This is a genomic window from Spirosoma harenae (genome assembly GCF_054776975.1).
Genome location: NZ_BAAHBD010000031.1, coordinates 239,600 through 258,784 on the forward strand (window position 1 = coordinate 239,600; position 19,185 = coordinate 258,784).

16 protein-coding genes are annotated in these 19,185 nt (G+C 47.5%); 10 read left to right on the forward strand and 6 right to left on the reverse strand.

The annotated features are described in order from the left end of the window. Positions 1-55: 55 nt before the first annotated feature. A complete protein-coding gene (locus tag ACYVE4_RS28705; RefSeq protein WP_461043853.1) occupies positions 56-1,225 on the reverse strand; it encodes an alginate lyase family protein in 1,170 nt (389 codons plus the stop codon). A gap of 353 nt (positions 1,226-1,578) precedes the next feature. On the opposite strand from ACYVE4_RS28705, the gene ACYVE4_RS28710 reads away from it, so the two are divergent. The 6 genes from ACYVE4_RS28710 to ACYVE4_RS28735 all read left to right on the forward strand — a co-directional run bounded on the left by ACYVE4_RS28710 (position 1,579) and on the right by ACYVE4_RS28735 (position 11,211). Next, a complete protein-coding gene (locus ACYVE4_RS28710) occupies positions 1,579-4,734 on the forward strand; it encodes a SusC/RagA family TonB-linked outer membrane protein (protein WP_461043854.1) in 3,156 nt (1,051 codons plus the stop codon). A 7-nt stretch (positions 4,735-4,741) separates the two neighbouring features. Continuing rightward, a complete protein-coding gene (locus tag ACYVE4_RS28715; RefSeq protein ID WP_461043855.1) occupies positions 4,742-6,487 on the forward strand; it encodes a RagB/SusD family nutrient uptake outer membrane protein in 1,746 nt (581 codons plus the stop codon). Positions 6,488-6,505: 18 nt separating this feature from the next. Next, complete coding sequence (locus ACYVE4_RS28720) at positions 6,506-6,901, forward strand: hypothetical protein (RefSeq protein ID WP_461043856.1); 396 nt, start codon at positions 6,506-6,508, stop codon at positions 6,899-6,901. Positions 6,902-6,922: 21 nt separating this feature from the next. Then, positions 6,923-7,918: a DUF4466 family protein gene (locus tag ACYVE4_RS28725; RefSeq protein ID WP_461043857.1), complete on the forward strand. Its 996-nt coding sequence runs from the start codon at positions 6,923-6,925 to the stop codon at positions 7,916-7,918. 84 nt (positions 7,919-8,002) lie between these two features. After that, a complete protein-coding gene (locus ACYVE4_RS28730) occupies positions 8,003-9,211 on the forward strand; it encodes an alginate lyase family protein (protein WP_461043858.1) in 1,209 nt (402 codons plus the stop codon). Between the two features lie 56 nt (positions 9,212-9,267). Continuing rightward, the gene (locus ACYVE4_RS28735; RefSeq protein WP_461043859.1) at positions 9,268-11,211 is read left to right on the forward strand and encodes a heparinase II/III domain-containing protein; all 1,944 of its coding nucleotides are present in this window, start codon (positions 9,268-9,270) and stop codon (positions 11,209-11,211) included. A 122-nt stretch (positions 11,212-11,333) separates the two neighbouring features. On the opposite strand, the gene ACYVE4_RS28740 is transcribed toward ACYVE4_RS28735, so the two are convergent. Together ACYVE4_RS28740 and ACYVE4_RS28745 are read right to left on the reverse strand one after the other, a co-directional pair. Next, on the reverse strand, positions 11,334-12,071 hold the full coding sequence (locus ACYVE4_RS28740) for an SDR family oxidoreductase (protein ID WP_461043860.1): 738 nt from the start codon (positions 12,069-12,071) through the stop codon (positions 11,334-11,336). Positions 12,072-12,132: 61 nt separating this feature from the next. Then, positions 12,133-12,735, reverse strand: coding sequence for a TetR/AcrR family transcriptional regulator (locus tag ACYVE4_RS28745; protein WP_461043861.1), 603 nt, complete (start codon positions 12,733-12,735; stop codon positions 12,133-12,135). A gap of 62 nt (positions 12,736-12,797) precedes the next feature. Between ACYVE4_RS28745 and fabF the strand changes: the two genes are divergently transcribed. Together fabF and ACYVE4_RS28755 are read left to right on the forward strand one after the other, a co-directional pair. Further along, positions 12,798-14,042, forward strand: a complete 1,245-nt coding sequence (gene fabF / locus ACYVE4_RS28750; RefSeq protein ID WP_461043862.1) for a beta-ketoacyl-ACP synthase II — start codon at positions 12,798-12,800, stop codon at positions 14,040-14,042. A 113-nt stretch (positions 14,043-14,155) separates the two neighbouring features. After that, a complete protein-coding gene (locus ACYVE4_RS28755; RefSeq protein ID WP_461043863.1) occupies positions 14,156-14,719 on the forward strand; it encodes a dihydrofolate reductase family protein in 564 nt (187 codons plus the stop codon). Between the two features lie 127 nt (positions 14,720-14,846). Here ACYVE4_RS28755 and ACYVE4_RS28760 read toward each other — a convergent pair whose 3' ends face one another. Beyond that, on the reverse strand, positions 14,847-15,593 hold the full coding sequence (locus ACYVE4_RS28760; protein WP_461043864.1) for an SDR family NAD(P)-dependent oxidoreductase: 747 nt from the start codon (positions 15,591-15,593) through the stop codon (positions 14,847-14,849). Positions 15,594-15,677: 84 nt separating this feature from the next. Beyond that, positions 15,678-16,619 carry a helix-turn-helix domain-containing protein gene (locus ACYVE4_RS28765; RefSeq protein WP_461043865.1) on the reverse strand — a complete coding sequence of 314 codons (942 nt, stop codon included), beginning with the start codon at positions 16,617-16,619 and terminating at the stop codon, positions 15,678-15,680. Positions 16,620-16,747: 128 nt separating this feature from the next. On the opposite strand from ACYVE4_RS28765, the gene ACYVE4_RS28770 reads away from it, so the two are divergent. After that, complete coding sequence (locus tag ACYVE4_RS28770) at positions 16,748-17,041, forward strand: hypothetical protein (protein ID WP_461043866.1); 294 nt, start codon at positions 16,748-16,750, stop codon at positions 17,039-17,041. Between the two features lie 114 nt (positions 17,042-17,155). Here ACYVE4_RS28770 and ACYVE4_RS28775 read toward each other — a convergent pair whose 3' ends face one another. Further along, on the reverse strand, positions 17,156-18,163 hold the full coding sequence (locus tag ACYVE4_RS28775) for an SDR family oxidoreductase (protein ID WP_461043867.1): 1,008 nt from the start codon (positions 18,161-18,163) through the stop codon (positions 17,156-17,158). A 203-nt stretch (positions 18,164-18,366) separates the two neighbouring features. Between ACYVE4_RS28775 and ACYVE4_RS28780 the strand changes: the two genes are divergently transcribed. Next, complete coding sequence (locus ACYVE4_RS28780) at positions 18,367-19,149, forward strand: 2Fe-2S iron-sulfur cluster-binding protein (protein WP_461043868.1); 783 nt, start codon at positions 18,367-18,369, stop codon at positions 19,147-19,149. The last annotated feature ends 36 nt before the right edge of the window (positions 19,150-19,185 follow it).

The following is a 19,185-nucleotide window of genomic DNA, read 5'->3' on the forward strand; positions in this document are numbered from 1 at the left end:
CGAAAACTGTCCTCCAAGAGCTTTTTATCTATTCTGAAAATCAGTCAAATAATAATTACTTAGTCAGCCAGATTAGTGGATTGCGAATGGGCAAATTGCGGAGTACTTCTTCTACCTGTGGGTCATGGTCCAGGCGTTTCCAGGTTTCAAGCCAGGCTTCTTGCCCGAATGCAACCGCACCAAATATCAGAAACGGCTGAGCAACGGGCCAGTCGTCCCAATACATAACATCTGGCTTCAGCGGCCACTTTGTTTTATCCTGCACATACGGATACAAATACGCAATACCCCGTTGAATGCTACGTCCATCAGCGGTCTGATACGTCCAGAGATTGTCGGTAGGTGTTGTTAAAATCTGGCAAATCATGGTCATGGCATCGAGATTAAATAAAGAATAGCCATACGGTTTTGTCCGACGTAATTCCTGCGGGAAACTACCATCAGCCGCCATCTGATCGAGAAGCAAAATGGTTTTATAGCGATTTCGGCAGACGTTCATCAATGAATCATTATTAGTCAATCGGGAAAAAGCAGCTACCTGCATCACCCAACAAGTGCCGTGATTATTCTTCGCATTCATTTCATCTTTCCCGTACGGGTGATTCGTCAGCCAAATGAGGTAATCGGCAAACCAGCGACGAATAGCCATAACGGATTGCGGATTCGCGCTCTTCGACTTTTCCATGATCCGTAGCGCCTGGGCCACTTCCATCAAATGAATGGTATCAATAATTCCAATACCGCGACCCGTCGCCCGGCCTTTAATAGCCTGTGCATATAAGAGTGAGGGATTCATACGCGTAGACGAATCGACAAACCAGGCGTTAAGATGTCGGAATGCCTGCCGAACATAGGTTTCATCACGGCTAATTATATAGGCAGACGATAAGGCACCAACGATCCGGCTGAATCGAATCATGGCCTGCCGATGCGCCACAAAATTGTCGGGGTTAGTCATACCGTCGCGTTGGATGTACGGTCCATCCTTATTTGTCGTATCGGGCCACCAGTAATCCCCTTCGGAGAAAAAATCATGCTTTCCTCCTGCACTTCGGGGTGAGGTTTGTGCCGTTACCGTAATAGGCTCTTGACGCATTGCCCAGCGCGCTTCGGCTAGAATATGCGGCTTTAGCGCAATCAGGATACCAGTTCGCTCTACCGACTGCGCCTGTGCCAGTAAACTTCGACAGATTAACAAGGCGAAAATGAATAGGCGGAAGTCCATACAGGTCGAGCAGATAAATGTAGATGGGCGAACGATTGAGCTTATAACATGATCGACAGTAAATATACGAGCAGCGAGACGAGCAGCATGATTGACCCGACTTCCGCTACGATCACTTTAAGCCTATCTTTTTGCACCTTTTTGATCGGATGATTTTATAGATGCAAGTTTAGCATCGCCGATTTTCTTCTGGATTATGGAAATTGATCAAAAAGGAGGACAAATCGTTCGATAGGGTTAACCATCGTTCAAAGAGGTGGACAGAGCGTTCGATTTAGATTATTCCCACATTTTTTGTTCATATGGCAATTAATATTGCTTCATCAAGCAATTATTAAGCACGCTCTATTGCTATGTGTACAACTTTATCTTCCCATTTTTTACGAGTGGTAATGTACGGCTGGCTGCCCTTGCTCCTGCTCGGTGGCGAGGTGTCTGGTCAGGCAACACCACCGCCCGCTCAGGCTCCGCCCGGTGGTCAACAGAGCCGCCAAACCTACCGATTCAATGGCCGGGTTCTCGATGAAAAAGGTACTGGGTTGCCCGGTGCAACAGTCGTCCTGAAAGGCGATGCCAAGTCTGGAACTACGTCGGATGCCGATGGTAAATTCACGATCAATGTCCCAACAGGCGGTGGCACGCTGGTTGTATCAGCGATTGGTTATCTAGGTCAGGAAGTCGCTATTACCAGCCAGACATCCCTCGATGTTACGATGGCTCCCGATGTAAAAACCCTGAATGAAGTGGTTGTCGTTGGGTACGGTACACAGAAAAAAGAGAACCTGACGGGGGCTGTTGCGGCTATCACCATCGACGATAAAATTTCGAGTCGGGCCATTTCGAACGTATCGTCAGGATTATCGGGTTTGATTCCGGGATTATCAGTTCAGCAATCGACGGGCCAGGCGGGTCGTAGTGGGGCTGCGCTGATTATTCGGGGGCTGGGAACGGTTAATAATGCCGGGCCGCTGATTGTTGTGGATGGGATGCCGGACGTGGATATCAATCGGATCGACATGAACGACGTGGCTAGTATTTCGGTCCTGAAAGATGCGGCTTCGGCATCGGTATATGGATCGCGGGCATCTAACGGCGTTGTGCTAATTACCACCAAAAACGGATCGCAGAATAAGAAAGCCCAGATCAATTACACGGGCACGTTCGGGCTTTCGCAACCGACTAATTTCTACAATTACTTTGCCGATTACCCTCGCTCGCTAACCATGCACCTACGTGCATCAGGCGCAGGTGCTTCGTCAACGACCTATCGCTACGGAACAGTCGAAGATTGGCTTTCGAAAGGGCTCATCGATCCTATTAATTACCCGAATACTGATTGGTGGAAAACGATTTTGCGCGATCACGGTCGCGTTCAAACGCATAATTTATCAGCGTCGGGCGGTACGGATAAAATGAATTTCTACCTCTCAGCCGGTATCTATGATGAGTTAGGGGTTTTGATTAATCACGATTACAAACGCTTCAACACGCGCTTCAATCTGGACTATAAAATCCGCGATAACATCAAGGTCGGCGTTCGGATGGATGGTCAATGGTCGAAACAGAAATACGCCAATTCAGAAGGGTTCATTACCTATAACGGAACGGCAGGTTATGACATTCGCTATGCCATTGCGGGTATTCTCCCCTACAATCCGGCAACAGGTCAGTATGGCGGAATTATGGCTTACGGCGAAGATGCGTTTGCCCGTAACATGCTTTCGCAGATGGAAGTCAACCATAACTTCCTGGATCGTCAAGAGCTAAACGGAAATTTGTATGGTGAATGGACACCTATTTCGGGACTAACTATTCGGGGTGACTATGGCCTTCGGTATTATAACCAGTTTATCAAAAGCTATTCTGACCCAACAGACGAGTGGAATTTCCAGACCAATTCGTTAGCACGTACGCTGGTTGCGGCCAGTGCGGGCATTAGTAACAGTACAAATCAGGGTTATAAAACGCTCCTTCAAGGCCGAGTTACCTACAATAAGACGTTGTTTGGCAACCATCAGTTGAGTTTGTTGGCTGCCATCACGGAAGAATATTGGTTCAACCGCAACCTTTCAGCCAGCCGCCAGGATCGAATCAATCCATTATTAAGCGAAATCGACGCGGCCCTGACCACCACACAAGCGGCTGGCGGCAATTCCGATGCGGAAGGACTTCGGTCGGGAATTGGACGGATCAATTACGTAATTAATGACAAGTATTTGTTCGAAGTAAATGCTCGCTACGATGGCTCCAGCAAGTTTTTGCCCGGTTTCCAGTACGGCTTTTTCCCTTCGGCATCGGCTGGCTGGCGCTTCTCTGAAGAATCTTTTTTCAAACGCTTCTCGTCAGCTATTTCGTCAGGTAAACTTCGGGCTTCGATTGGTAAACTGGGAAATAACTCAGGCGTAGGACGCTACGAACAACGCGACATCTTCAACCTGACTAACTACATCTTAAATGGCAAGATTGTCAAAGGATTTAGTTCGGCGAAGATCATCAACGAAGACTTTTCCTGGGAAGAAACAAATGTGACCAATATCGGTCTGGATTTGGGTTTCTTCGGTGGACGACTGACTTCGGAACTTGATTTTTATCAGAAACTTACGACAGGCATGATCCGGCCATCGTCGCTGTCGACGTTCTTATCGGGCTACAATGCCCCTCGTGTCAACATCGGGAAACTACAGAATCGCGGAGTTGAATTAAACGTAACGTATCGGGCTAAAGTCCGGGATGCGAACGTCGGAGCTACGTTGAATTTTGCCTATAACAACAACAAACTATTAGAATGGAACGAGTTCCTGAGCAAGGGTTACACGTACCTAAATCTGCCGTATCACTTTGCTTATAGTCGGGTTTCGACGGGCATTGCGCAGACGTGGGAAGATATTGCCAATGCACCGTTTCAGGGCCAGTATTTTTCCCCCGGCGACATTCTCTACAAAGACCTGAATGGGGATGGACAAATTACGGATGAAGATCGGAAAGCGGAACCTCAATTCAACCGCGATCAACCGCTGGGTACATACGGCTTGAATTTGTTTGCGAACTGGCGCGGCTTCGACGTGAGTATTTTGTGGCAGGCGGCTAGCGGTCGTAAAGATTATTGGCTGGAACCGTTCAACCAGGTTAACGTACCGTCTACACGCAATGCCTTCCAGGATTATCACTGGAATGATACCTGGAATTTAGACAATCGGGGCGCTTCTCTCCCACGACTCGTTACGGGTTCTGGCGGTAATAATCAGGCCGAATCGACTTTCTGGCTCGACGATTTCAGCTACTTGCGTCTCAAAAATATTCAGGCCGGGTACAACATTCCCAGCAAATACACGAGCCGTATCGGCATGAGTCGGGCGCGGATTTATGTCACGGCTGAAAACCTGCTCACATTCACCCAATATCGCGGGGTCGACCCAGAAAAAAGTACAAGTGTAGCTGGCGTTGACAACAACGACGATCCATTCCCACTGCTGAAATCGTACTCGTTCGGCCTTAACCTCAGCTTCTGATCGATTTATGAAACGACTGACTATATCATCTCTTCTGCTGGGTGTACTTTTCTTCGCGGCAGCCTGCACCGAAGACCTGCTCGATCAGGTACCCACAACCCAGCTTTCGTCGGACTTATTCTGGAAAACAACCGACGATGCCATATTCGCTGTTAACGGCGTTTATGATGCCAATCGAACCACGTTCGACCGCGATTATTACTTCGACGGAGCCGGTGAATTTGTGCACACCCGTGGCACCAGCAATAACCAGGGTTCATTCAGCCCCGGCGCTATTGGCTCGGCAACAAATGGCACTACCGGTGGCAATTTCGGATTTCTATGGGGCGATTGCTACCGAGCCATCAACCGCGCCAATTACGTATTGGGCAACATCAATACATTACGGACCAATCTCAAATCGCCAACCGATCTGGCGTTGATGAATCGGCTAGTTGGCGAAGTTCGGTTCATTCGTGCGCTCAATTATTTCCGGCTGATCGATCTATGGGGTGATGTCCCCTATTTTACCAATAAGCTGGACGGAAACACAGAAGCTTATGGATTGACTCGTACGCCTAAAGCGGTTGTGAAAGATTCGATTCTGGCCGATCTGAGTTTTGCAGCTAACGTCCTGCCTGAAAGTTACACGGGCGATAATCTGGGCCGAGCTACGAAACTGGCAGCCTGGGCATTTAGTGGTAAGGTCAATTTGTTCTGGGCCTGCTGGATGAAAACGGCCGGAAACGGAGCCGATGCCCTAAAACACTACACAGCCGCAGCTGCCGATTTCAAGAAGGTAATCGATAAAAATATTCCGCTTTTTCGCGGTGGAGAACCCGGCCCGATCGATAATCCGAACTACTGGCACCTATTCCAGTATTTCAACGAATATGATCCGGAAATTCTTTTCTCGGTACAGTTTGGCGGACCTCTGCTAAGTCAGGGGGAAGAGCTAATGCGCGATTTTGGTACGCGAAATACAGGCAACGCCCAATGTTGGGTAGCCCCTACCTATAGGCTGGCCAATCGATACCAACTCGTCAGCACCGGCGATTTTGCTCCCCCATTAGTGCTTTCGAGAACCACCACACTGCTCAACAGTGCAACGAATCCAAGATCATACCTTGGGCGCGACTATCGGATGCGGGCGACGATGCTGTGGGACGAACAAAAAATGCTCCGACTCTCGACCGATGGCCTGACCGTACAGGATAGTATTCCATTCCGGTTCGGTAGCCGCGATGGGGTCACCTACATTAATTACGATGGTGCTCCGGCTGGTTATATTTTTCGCAAATGGGTACGTCAAACAGGGGGAATTGGTCGCAGTGATGGCCCACAGGACATTTACCTGATGCGTTTGCCCGACGTTTGGCTGATGTATGCCGAAGCGGTCAACGAAGTAAATGGTGGTCCTACGTCCGAGTTGTTTACACTGCTGAATCGTATCCGTCGTCGGGGAAATCTACCTGCTCTTGTAGAAGCTAAGTTTTCGACGAAAGCTGATTTCTTCAAAGCCATCGAGCAGGAACGCATTGTGGAACTGGTGGGCGAAGGGCATCGATTTTTTGATATTCGACGCTGGCACAAAGCCGAAGAAATCTGGCCTGCTCCCGGCGGACAAGTCCTCTACGATTCCCAAGGAACACGGATTCGCGACGAGTTTGTAAATGCGCCGGATCGGAATTACCAGCGCTATTACATCTTCCAGATCCCAACCAGCGAGATCGAAGTAAACTCCAAGATCACCCAAAATGAGCCTTGGTTATAAACCGAATCCATTACGACTATGCAATTAACAACACTATATAAATTTTTCGGGATACTGGCTCTGGTTGGGCTGCTTTCCTGTGGCAAAGAACCTATTGACGAATCAGGATTGCTCATTACGAACCGTACGCAATGCTATATGACGTTTTTTGATCTGCTGGGCACTGACCACCGAACGGTATTGGTAAGCGGTCAAACAGTGATTGATACGACTGCTCTCACGGTTACAGCTGTTGCCAAATTTGGCACGAATATGCAACGGGTAAAACCTTATTGCAGCGTCGTGACAGACGCGATTGTTGAGCCTACAATGGGCATCTGGACCGATTATTCTCAAGCCCAGAAATATACGGTCGTATCGGGCAATCGGCAGGTACGCAAAACCTACACCGTTACGGTCACTCTTCAGAAATAACCTCTATCGAACGCATTGATTATGAAAAAGACAATCTATTCAGTCCTATCGGTTTGGGGAGTTATATTATTGGTAATGAGCTGCCAGACAAAAGATGTAGCGCCGGAATCGCTTCGGAACGATTTGCTCAAAAAGACAACTGGCCCAGCTGTTGTCGGTGACCGGATCGAGTTTGCGTACGCCATCGGCACGACAGAAGGTGAGCTGCAAAATGTGCGCGCTGAAGCTACGATTGCTGGTACCACAGGTACTGGTTTCAGTAGATTTTCCTGGTACACCAATCGCAACACGGGCGTCGATCAGCCGGTTCAAACGGCAACGGATACCGTAACAAATGGAGCGATTTCCAGCGCGAAAATCATTGATGTGGCTACCAACAAAGCCGTAACACTGCGTTACTATTATTATCCGGGTGAAGATGCCAAAGGCAAAGATGTTTCGTTCCGGTTTAGTGGTACGTCTTCGGCGGGAAAAGAGGTTACTTTTCAATCGCCTGCTTACCGCATTAGTCGGATGGATATGAAGCGCTCGCTGGCACTGGTCGATGGCGCAAAAGCGTATGTATCGATTGCCGATATGGCGGTGTACACAAAAGCGGAAGTAGAACAGAATAATCTGGCGAATAAAATCGACTTTGTTTACATCTATCGGGCCACGCTCGGCACGGGCAATTATGCCTTCGGTCACGCCTTGGTAGCTCCCTCAAATGCTGATTACTTGAAAGATATAACACTCCCAACCGGACTGGCAAAACCCCGAACAGCCATCGACAAACGCATTGACGTGAAAGATGCGCAACTGCGCGGTACATCTGGATTCGATGTATACATTGATGATATCGATCTGCAACAAACCACGTTTCCCAATGCAGCCGATTACGCGTACGGCTTTGCCGCCGATCAGGGTGCATTTGTCAAAACCGCTGATGGCGCGTACGCTGCTTATGTCTACGTAAACTCCGTGAACAATACAGGTAAGTCAATGACAATCAGTATCAAGCGCCTGAAATTAAATTAATTGTAGGTAGGTTACGGCAACTTCCTGAGAGGTATATCTTTCAGGAAGTTCTACTTTTTATCCTTTGAACATACGAGCCACGTTATGAAGACGCTTTACCTCTTCGGATGCCTACTGCTTATGCTTGCAGGAACTGTGATAAACGCACAACCCATCGCGGAACCATCTACCTTTCTTAAAAGTCCTGCGTTTCTAAAATCCAATAAAGAGAAAATCAGGAAGGGCGATCCGGAACTAGTAAATGCGCAAAAAAAACTACTCGCTCTGGCCGATCAGGCCCTTACTAGAGAAGCGCATTCAGTGGTTTTGAAAAGTAAAACCCCTCCCAGTGGCGACAAACACGACTACATGAGCGTAGGCCCATACTGGTGGCCCGATTCGACCAAACCAAACGGATTACCGTACATTCGGAAAGATGGACAGGTCAACCCCGAACGGTTCACGATTCAGGACGCTGAGTATTTAAAATCGCTCTGTAATGATGTAGAACTGCTTTCCATCGCTTATTACTATTCCGATGATGAGAAATACGCCCGTCGAGCAGCGGATTTAGTACGGATCTGGTTCCTGAATCCAGATACGAAAATGAATCCCAATCTGAATTATGGGCAAGCCATTCCGGGCATTACCGACGGCCGGGGTATTGGGCTGATTGACACGCGGGATCTGGCAAAATTGACCGATGCCGTTCAATTACTTCAACACTCAAAAGCCTGGCCTTCAGCAGACCATACGGCATTACAAAACTGGTTTCGACAGTTTTTAGACTGGATGCTGCACAGCCCGATCGGTAAAGATGAGGAAGACGAACACAATAATCACGGCACCTATTACGACGTTCAGACCATTGCCTTTGCCCTCTTTCTCGATGATAAAAATCTGGCCAGACAAATCATTGAACAAAAGACAAAAAAACGCATTCAGAGCCAGTTGAAAGAGGATGGTAGTCAACCACATGAATTGGCGCGTACGCTTTCCTGGGGGTATTCGGTTATGAACCTGAAAGGATTTTTCATCCTCGCCCAATTAGCCCAATCTGCGCAGATTGACTTATGGCGTTACGAAACGGCGGATGGCAAAAGTATCAAAAAAGCGTTTCTCTGGATGTTACCGTATGCTGAGGGCAAGAAAACCTGGGAACACAAGCAAATTAAAGCCATCCATACCGAAGAATTCTGGCCTCTCGCAACCGTCGCAACCGCTAGCTACAAACCAACTGAATTACCTGTATCCGCGAAACAGTATTCCCATACAGGCAATAGCCTTTTCCTATTGACTCATTCGCTATTTTAGCCTGTTTCTGTCATCCTTCTTTTGTCAGGATGACAGAAAATTACCCTTTTGCTATCATGAAAATCTTCCTCTCTCTACTATTCGTCTGCATAAGCAACGTTTTTGCGCAAAGCCAAAATTTGCTGAGTGGAAAATTCTCCGAAACTCAACTTAAAAGCGCCTTGATTCCGCAAGCGCAGTGGGCACCTTTCCCAAAACGCGACGATCGTGCTGGTTGGGCAAAAGCCGATCAGGCCATAATGCAGGGGTACCTGAAAAAAGCGGAATCGTATTTGACGTATCAATGGCCGGGTGTACCTGCAACGAAATCGCTGCTGATCGAACGAACTGGTGATCGAGATCAATATCAGGCGATTAGCTTCCAGAAACGGGAAGTATTAGGCACGTTGCTCCTGGCGGAAATCTACGAAAACAAGGGGCGATTTATTGATCAGATCATCGACGGCGTTTGGTCTATTTGTGAAGAATCGTTCTGGGGTGCTTCCGCACATTTACCAAAAGGGAAAGCTTACATGGGTCTGATGGATGTGTCGCAACCATTTGTGGATTTATTCGCAGCCGAAACGGCGACTTATCTGGCCTGGGTAGATTATTATGTAGGGGACAAGCTGGATGCGGTTTCGCCACAGATTCGGAAGCGGATTTATAACGAAACCAGTTACCGGGTTTTTCAGCCACTGATGACCAAACCACATGGTTGGATGACCAAAACCTCCGCTGGTCGGCCACCGAACAACTGGAACCCCTGGATTTGCTCCAATTGGCTGAATGCGGTTTTACTGCTCGAAAAAGACGACGATAAGCGAACGGCATCGGTGGCTAAACTCCTACACGTACTAGACGAATTTCTGAACCCCTACCCCCAGGATGGCGGTTGCGACGAAGGACCAAGCTATTGGGGTGCCGCTGCCGCGTCGCTTTACGACAATATTGCCATGCTAAACACGGCCAGCAATAATGCCTTTCAGTACGTATATGCCGACGAGAAATTCCGTAACATGGGTCGGTTCATTTACCGCGCTCAAATCAGCGAGAAATATTTCCTGAATTTCGCCGATGCCGATCCACAACCCGGTATGGCCGCAACGATGATCTATCGCTATGGAAAAGCCATCAACGATCCCGATATGATGAAATTTGGAGCGTTTTATCGTAAACCAGAAGACGGCACTATCGGTCATTTTCATTATTTCCGAAACTTCTATTCACTGTTTATGCAGGATGAATTTCAGAAAGCTGAACAGGGACTACCCTTGCCCAAAAATGTCTGGCTCCCTGATCTACAAGTGTTTGCCGCCCGCGATCAGGCTGGAACGACCAAAGGATTTTACGTAGCTGCCAAAGGAGGTCATAACGACGAAAGTCATAACCACAACGACATAGGCAATTACGTTGTATACTACGATGGACAACCTCTATTAATTGACGTGGGTCGCGGAACTTATACAGCTAAAACGTTCAGCAACAAGCGATACGAAATCTGGTATAACTGCTCGGATTACCACAATTTGCCCACCATCAATGGCAACAATCAGCCGCCGGGCATGTCGTTCAAAGCGACAAACGTATCCTATAAAACCGACGATGCTATAACCACATTTGGCGTCGATATTTCGCAAGCTTACCCAAAAGAAACGGGCGTAAAAAGTTGGCAACGCACCATCCGGCTCAATCGTGGAAAAAACGTTCAAATAGATGATGCGTTTGCACTTCAGCAAGCCACAGAACTGACGCAGCACCTGATGACCTGTTATCCTGCTGAAATCGGAAAGCCCGGCGAACTGATCATTCACTATAACCCAAAAGGCGGAACAGCGCAGGATTTCGTTGTTACCTACAATCCCAAACAAATACAGCCTTCAGTTGAGAAAGTGGAATTAAAAACTCCGGAAGATCAGGGTATTAAGACAAAATGGGGTGATACAATTTACCGAATCAATTTCAAGGTACTAACCCCTAAAACGTCGGATAAGCAAACGTTTGTGATTGCGCAGAAGTAAAAAGCTCAATAACATTCCCCGTGTCTGTGTCCTCACAGACACCTATGCGTCAGCAAAGATTGACCTACCAGAAAGGTGTCTGTGAGGACACAGACACGGGAGAAATTTCTTCAAGTTAAGAATCACCCATTCATAGCCGCCAAAGCTTCGGCAGGTGACGAAAGTGACAAGGCATATAATTGAGCGGTACGACCGACGTGAATTTCGTACTCGTTGTTTTCGAGGGCGTTGATCAAATCGGTGGCTACAACAGAAGGAGCAATACCATTTTGCCCACCTATTTCCTGCGAGAAATCCGTATTAACCAGCGGGGGCATTAATTCAAAAACCTTTGTATTCGAACTGCGTTCCAGCGCAATGCGCAGCGATTGTGTGTAGGAATGTAAAGCAGCTTTACTGGCTCCGTAAGTCGCTAGACGGTGGTTTGGGGCAAAGGCCACAATCGATGAAACGTTTACAATAGCAGCTTCTGGCTGCGTATTCAATAGAGGAATCAGTTTTTCAGTCAGGCGAATTATAGAGAGGTAATTGGTGAGCATTTCTTCACCTGCTTTTTCATACCCATTTTCCTGCCCCGTCAGGCTATAGTAAAAGGCCTTTCCGGCGTTGTTGACCACAATAGTTAGTTCCGGGAAATCAGTATACACCCTTTCTATCAATTGATTAACTTCGGTTTCGTTCGTTACGTCGCATTGAATTGGCGTTACATTGTGAAGCTGGGCAGCTGCTTTCTGCAACCGATTTTCATCCCGGCCAGTAATAATTACGTGATTGCCTTTCTGATCAAATAATTTGGCGATTTCCAGGCCAATGCCAGCACTTCCACCTGTGATCAATACTGTATTCTGAGTCGTTTTCATCGTTATTCAATTGATTATTTCCATTTTAAATACCGATTGGTATTTTTTAGTTCAAAATTTTTCAACTTTTCAATTGCGAGATGAGCATTTCGACCGTTTTCAGAATTTTCGTCAAACTGGCTGGATTGTTGGTTGCTTTGGCAATCATGATTCCTCCTTCAATTAATGCGATTATCGACAGCGCCGTTTGCTCAGGCAAAGCATCGGCTTTAAATTCGCCAGCGTCAATACCACCCCGGATCAACTCGATCAATCGCTTTTTCCAGGTTTGAATCGCTTTAGCCGCTCGATCTTTTAATAAATTATTTGTGTCATCAGCATCAATCGCTGTATTCAAAATAGGGCAACCACCTTCAGGAAAGGGTATCCCGCTAAAACTATGGTAAATTTTTGCATACACCATAAGCTTTTGCTCAAACGTCGTTTCCTGAGCAAGTCGTTGGTGAACAGCCTGGTTAATTTTCGAAAGATTGTAATCAAAGCATGCCAGCGCAACTTCTTCCTTGCTTCCAAAATTCCCATAGATACTCCCTTTTGTTAAGCCAGTTGCTTCTGTCAAATCAGACAACGACGTTCCAGAATAACCCTTTTTATTGAATATCCCCGCCGTTGATTCGATAATGAACTGGCGTGTCCGTTCCGCTTTTGACAAATTATTTTCCATATTACAAATATACCAATTGGTATTTATTTTCCTAGCTTTGCAAAAAAATTCTTACACATACCATGTTACACCGAGTTGTGATTACCGGTATTGGCGCATTAACCCCGATTGGCAACAACATTCCTACATTCTGGCAGAGTGTAGTGTCAGGTCGCAGTGGAGCCGCCATCATTACGCATTTCGACGCATCGCTATTTCGTACGCAATTTGCGGCTGAACTGAAAAAGTACGACGCATCGGCTTATTTAAGTCATGCCGATATCAAACGAACCGATTTATTTACACAATATGCGCTGATTGCGGCTGATCAGGCCATCAAGGATTCGGGATTCGATCTAACCCGGATGGACCCGTTCGATGTCGGCGTTATCTGGGGGTCGGGGCAGGGTGGTATGGATACCTTTGAACAACAGGTGACTGAGTACGTACAGGGACACGGTCAGCCCCGATTCAGCCCTTTTTTCGTACCTAAGCTCATCGCCAATATGGCGTCGGGGATGATTTCGATCCGGCATGGCTACATGGGCATCAACTACACCACCGTTTCAGCCTGCGCCACCTCGAACACGGCCATTATGGATGCGTTTACGTACATCCGATTAGGGAAAGCTAAAATCATTGTAACGGGCGGTTCCGAAGCGCCCATTACTCCCGCTTCATTCGGCGGTTTCAGTGCGTTGAAAGCCATGTCAACTCGTAACAATGATCCGACGGCTGCTTCACGACCGTTTGATACGCAACGGGATGGATTTGTCATGGGCGAAGGTGCTGGTGCGCTGATACTTGAAGAATACGATCACGCCGTTCAACGAGGAGCAACCATTTACGGCGAAATCACCGGCGCAGCCATGACTGCCGATGCGTATCACATGACCGCTACGCATCCCGACGGCATCGGTGCGGCCAAAGCTATGCAACTGGCCCTGAATGAAGCCCAGCTAAACCTTGACGATCTGGACTACCTGAATCCGCACGCAACCTCTACCCCGGTCGGCGATTTATCCGAAATCAACGCCATATCCCGGCTTGCTGGCGCCGATAATGTACGTCTGCGCATCAGTGCAACTAAGTCAATTACGGGTCATTTGATGGGTGCCGCTGGTGCTATTGAAGCAATTATCTGCCTACTCGCTATGCGCGACAATGTCATTCCGCCTACAATCAATACGACCGAACTAGATCCGGCAATCCCCAAAAACGTTGATATTGTATTGGGTGAAGCAATCTCTGCCAACGTTCGAACCGCTATGAGCAATACCTTTGGTTTTGGTGGTCATAACGGAATTGTCATTTTTCAGAAAGTGTAACCATTTGGGATTAACCCAAATGGTACTGTAAAAGAGAATATAGCCGTTTTGTGCGGCATTCTGCAACATTCTTTTTTACTTTCTGCTTCTAAACAGCAACCCAATCAACTAGCATGAGAAAATTAAAATTGCAGGTACAGATTTCACTGGATGGATTTATTGGTGGCCCAAACGGCGAAATGGATTGGCTTACTATGAACTGGAGCGAAGATGTGATGAATTATGTGGGTAGTATTACTGAACCCGTTGATACGATTCTGCTGGGTCGGAAACTGGCGCAAGGCTTTATTCCAGCCTGGCAATCGCGGGCTGAAGATTCAGCAACAGCCGAACCCGGTGCCGAAAAAATGAATGATACACCCAAAGTCGTTTTTTCGAAGACACTTGAGAGTATTGAAGGTAAAAATGCTTCGGTGAACAATGGCAATCTGGTCGAAGAAGTTAATACCCTTAAACACCTCGACGGTGGCGATATCATTGCCTATGGTGGTGCTGAATTTGTTTCGTCGCTGATCAAAAGCAATCTGATTGATGACTATTATCTTTTCGTCAACCCAGTGGCTTTAGGAAACGGGTTAGCCATTTTTGGCAATGTCGACAGTAAAATGAACTTGAAACTGGTCGAAGCGAAGCCATTTGATTGTGGTATCGTCCTTATGCATTACCAACCCGTTTAAAATAGAAAACAAGTAAATTAGTCCTTTTCCTGACGCCAGGAAGGATCTCAACCTACCCTTACTTGAGCGTCGGAGAACCTTGAGATCCTTCCTGGCGTCAGGATGAATTATACAGATCAAAAATTGCTTACAGATTCATGCCCCCCGTCAGTTCAATACGCTGACCATTAATCCATTTCGCTTCGTCGGTACATAAAAACGCAACGACTCCGCCAATGTCATCCGGCAAGCCGACGCGTCCTAGAGCTGTTATCTGCGCAACAAAAGTTCGCATTTCTGGTGTGTCGGTCATAGCTCCTCCTCCAAAAACAGCGCCGGGTGCAACCACATTGGCCGTAATCCCGCGCGAGCCTAACTCCAGTGCCAGATAGCGCGTAAATATTTCCACAGCACCCTTCATCATAGCATAAGCCGAAACACCCGAGAACGAATAACGCGTTACGGCCGACGAAATATTGATAATTCGACCACCATCAGCCAGTAGGGGTAATAACTTCTGAGTCAGAAAATAAACACCTTTCAAATGGATGTTCAGCATCTGATCAAACTGTGCTTCGGTCGTTTGGCTAATTGGCTCATTAAGACCCGTTCCGGCATTGTTAATCAGGAAATCGAAGCGGTCAGTGCCAAAGGTTTGTGCTAATGTTTTTGTTATAGTCTCAAAAAAATCGTCAAAGGTGGTAAGGTCAGCGGTATTCAGTTGAAGCGCTACAGCTTTCTGACCCAACGCTTCGATCTCAGCGACAGTAGTTTGTGCTTCCTGTTGCTGACTATGGTAGGTTAGCAAAACATCGATTCCTTTCTGGGCCAGGCTCAGCGCCATATTCTTACCTATTCCGCGACTTCCTCCGGTAACTAAAGCTATTTTAGCCATTTTCTTCTGGTTTAATTGACGTGGCAAAGGTCCGTCAACTAACCAGTTTGGTAGTTGTAGAAGTCAATCCGGTTTTTGTAGCAATCAAACCAATAACTTGCTCCGGTAAGCGCCGGGAGCAAAGGCTGTTTGCTGCTTGAAGGATTTGGAGAAATGGGCTACATCGGTAAAGCCAAGGCTATCCGCAATCTCTGTCAGGGTCCAGCTGGGCTGTCTGAGCAATACTTCTGCTTCCTGAATGATCCGACTGCCGATCAGCTCGGTTGTAGTACGCCCGGTTGTTTCTTTCAATACTTTGTTGAGGTGGTTTACATGCACTGCCAGTTGGTCGGCATATTCCTTGGCCGTGCGCAGGCTCAGTTGCTGAGCTGGTTTTTCAATAGGAAATTGCCGCTCCAATAATTCAATAAATAAGGACGACACTCGCGCCGAAGCTCCATGGATTGGATGAAGTGCTTTTGCGGGTTGCAGTTTCTGCCCGAAATGAATCAGTTCCAGTACGTAGGTACGTAACAGATCATACTTGTACACGTACTCTGAAGCCAGCTCTTCCTGCATCTTCAGAAATAGAGCTTGCACTCGAGTCGCTTCGTTGTCAGATAGTTGAAAAATCGGGTAACCTCCTGCTCTGAAGATTGGCAACTCATCGAGAACAACTCCGCTTTTGGCTGGCACGAGAAAATCGGCTGTAAAAGCACAGAAAGCACCGGCCTGATTCAAATCTTTCGGTAACCAGTGATACGGTATTTTAGGCGTAGAGAAAATCAGGGCGTTCGGTTCGATATCAATCACTTTGTCAGCATATTCAACCCGACTCCGACCGTATAACAAACTTATCTTGTAATTCACCCGACACGGAAAAGCCGTTAGCGGTTGCGAACCAACGAACTTCTGAATGCCCTCCGAATGGTAAACTCTAAACTGGTTGATTTCCGGCTGATTGACGTTCAGTGATAATGCATTACGTTCAGTATCCATGTCAATTAGCTCCTGAAGCTGGCAATCGTCCAGCAAACTATGGCTCATAAGTTTCTTTCGTTTCAGGTATTAAAAGCCTGACCGAGCAGACCTTGTGAGAGTAACAAGGTAGCCATACATTTAGTGTCAATCCTGATGGCAGGGCAACAACATGATGCCATACGGGTTAGAAGCGTATGGAGGAAGAACAGAAAAATCGGCACTGGCAGACCATCGAAATACCGGCAAAGGACTTCAATAGCCGACTTATATTATTTAGTGAAAATCAGGAACAAACAGGCGCCCTATTCTCCCGATTAGCGTTGATTCATCAGGTAGCCAAATCCTTTGCAACAGAGAGCATTATCGAATCGGGCAATACCTCCGCTAATCTGGACATAGAAGAGCTTACGAACCCGCCTTTGTATGGCTATACCCTGGACGACGACCCGGTCGTTATTCAGTTTAGTTATTTCCCCACACTCCCCTAGAGTGGACTTAGTTTGTAAACGCACAAAGCCCCTTTCAGGACTGTTCTGAAAGGGGCTTTACCTCCCCTCTCCCGTTTTGGGAGAGGGGCCGGGGGTGAGGGTAACGCCAAATCCTTAAGGTTGTCCTTTCCCGCCAGACGATCCGTACACTTGGCCTGTTGCGAAACTACCATCGTTGGCAGCCAACTGCACGTAAATAGACGCTAATTCAGCAGGTTGTCCAGGACGGCCCAGTGCAGTATCTCCCCCAAACGTTTTTAGCTTTTCTGCCGTAGCTCCACCACTAGGCTGCAAGGGTGTCCAGATAGGGCCGGGCGCTACACCATTCACCCGTATACCTTTGGGGCCAAGCTGTTTAGCCAGCGACTTCACGAAATTCATCGTTGCTGCTTTCGTTTGTGCATAATCGTACAGATTAGGCGACGGATCATAGGCCTGTTCCGATGTAGTGCCAATAATGGCTGAACCGGGTGGCATATGAGGCAAAGCGGCTTTAATAATCCAGAATGGCGCGTAAATATTCGTCTTCATCGTTGCGTCGAAGTCTTCCGAGGTGACATCCAGAATCGAATCGCGCGTTTGCTGACGGGCGGCATTACTCACCAGAATATCTAACCCACCTAAACCTTTTACCGCTTCATCGACTAACCGCTTACAGAACGCTTCGTCCCGAATATCGCCGGGAATGGCAATTGCTTTTCGACCTTCTTTTTTAATCAGGTCGATAACCTCTTTAGCATCAGGCTCTTCAGCCGGCAAATAGTTGATTGCTACGTCGGCTCCCTCACGCGCGTACGCAATAGCCGCAGCACGACCCATTCCAGAATCTCCCCCGGTAATTAATGCTTTACGTCCCTGCAAACGCCCTGAACCTTTGTAACTAGTTTCGCCATGATCCGGTCGGGGATTCATTTTACTGGCCAGACCAGGAAATGGCTGCATGGGTGTGTTAAAAGGCGGCTTGGGGTATTTCGTCGTCGGGTCGACAAGAACGGCAGGGGCAGCTGTACCTGAGTTCTCGGGGTTCGAAGCAGCAAACGTAGGGGTTGTTACGATCGAAGCGGCCAAACCGCTTCCTATTCCGCCAATTACCTGGCGTCGACTTACTGGAATCTCGTTCATGATAATGTATTCTAACGTTGAGTATAGTTTAACGAAATCTACAGTTCACCTGTAGACTATTTCCGTTAACTGAGAGTTCAATTAGTAGGTTAGATTTTTAGAGAATTTAAATGCCTTAGTTAGGTAATAACTTTTACCCAACATTAAACCTGATTCACTAGTTAATCAGCAGATTACAGCCCAGTGACTAAACCAGTCTAATCATGGACGAAAACGAATCACCAGAACTGACGGAGGACGAAAAGCGGCTATTCGCCGATCTGATGCCTGAAGACATTAGTGAGATTATGGATACAGGTGTCAATCGACGCCATTTTCTGAAACTGATGACGCTGGCAGGAGGTGGAATTCTAGCGGCACAATCAGCAGTGGCGGAGCAGTTGCTTACCCGACCATTTAGCGAAACAATTCCTGCGGAAGCCATTCCAGCCAGCCTCGACAATGCTGTTACTGTCGCCTTTAAGGTGAACGGTGCCGCCCGCAAACTTACTGTTGATTCGCGCATGACATTACTGGATGCCTTACGCGAACGGCTTGATCTGACTGGTTCAAAAAAAGGCTGCGACCACGGCCAATGTGGAGCTTGCACAGTGATTGTCAATGGGCATCGGGTGCTATCATGTCTGACATTAGCTGCGAGTTGCGAAAGCAAAACGGTACAGACAATTGAAGGCATCGCACAGGGAAATCAACTACACCCTCTACAGGAAGCTTTTCTGAAACACGACGGATTCCAGTGCGGTTTCTGCACACCTGGACAAATATGCTCGGCGGTGGCCCTACTCGATGAAGCAAAGAAAGGACACGCGAGTTATGTTACCGAAAACGTTCGTCAGCCAGCAGGTCCATCGAAGCTTTCGGCCGAAGAAATCCGGGAGCGAATGTCGGGAAATATCTGTCGTTGTGGGGCATATCCCAATATTGTAGCCGCTATTCAGGAAGTACAAGGTGGCAAACCCATTGAACAGGTTTTCCGCTCAGTTTAATAGTTGACCTCACCCCTAGCCCCTCTCCTGTTTTAG